Below are 756 nucleotides of genomic sequence, written 5' to 3'. Positions count from 1 at the left end.
GAACGCCCCGGTCGCCCGCCCGCCGGACGCCGCCCCGACGTCGACGACCGTGCCCGTCGTCGCCGTGACGCCGACGCCGCAGGCACCCGCGCAGGCACCCGCCGAAGCAGCCGCGCCGCCCGCGGCGACCGGGAAGCCGCAGTCGGGGGTGGCGATCCTCACCAACCTCGCCACCGGCTTCTGCCTCGACAGCGGCGCGGACAGCACCATCTTCGCCAGCACCTGCGACGGTCGGCTCAGCGAGCGATGGGCGGTCTTCGGCTACGGCCAGGTGATGTTGAAGAACCAGTCGACCGGACTGTGCCTGGACAGCAACGCGAAGGGTCAGGCCTACAGCCGGGTCTGCCAGAGCAAGCCCAACCAGTGGTGGACGATGGCCGACGCCGGCTACAGCAGCGTGAGTATGACCAACGTCGGAACGAAACGGTGCTTCGACAGCGGCAGTGACGGCAGCGCCTACACGCTGCCGTGCAACGACGGCTCCTACCAGCGGTGGGTCCGTGCTTGAGATCCTGCGGGCCCACCGCGGCGTCGTCCTGCTCGTTCTCACCGTCGCCGTCGCGGGTGTCCTGGCACTGGTGTTCGCGAACTGGTTCGCCAGGACGTGGGGCTGGCGGCGGACGATCCGCGGCCTGGGCCGCCAGTTCGCGCTGGGGCTGCGCGACCTCGCCCGGGTGAGCACCGCCGGACACCGCTTCCGCCGGGACGTGCGCGCCGTCGCCGCGCTGCTCGCCGACCCGACGCTCGGCCCGGACA

The 756-nt window shown here is 72.2% G+C and carries 2 protein-coding genes; both read left to right on the top strand.

All coding sequences use genetic code 11. The features are described 5' to 3' along the window. Nucleotides 1–508 (top strand): RICIN domain-containing protein (locus MXD58_RS26070; protein ID WP_250610391.1); only part of this gene is annotated, 508 nt, incomplete at its 5' end. Further along, on the top strand, nt 501–756 hold a 256-nt coding region (locus MXD58_RS26065; protein ID WP_250610389.1), incomplete at its 3' end, for a hypothetical protein. The genes MXD58_RS26070 and MXD58_RS26065, both read left to right, overlap by 8 nt.

Origin of the sequence: Frankia sp. AgKG'84/4 (assembly GCF_023242965.2) — a bacterium.
Lineage (GTDB): Bacteria > Actinomycetota > Actinomycetes > Frankiales > Frankiaceae > Frankia.
The sequence above is the reverse complement of the archived record's forward strand: the minus strand, read 5'-3'. Positions and strand labels throughout refer to the sequence as shown.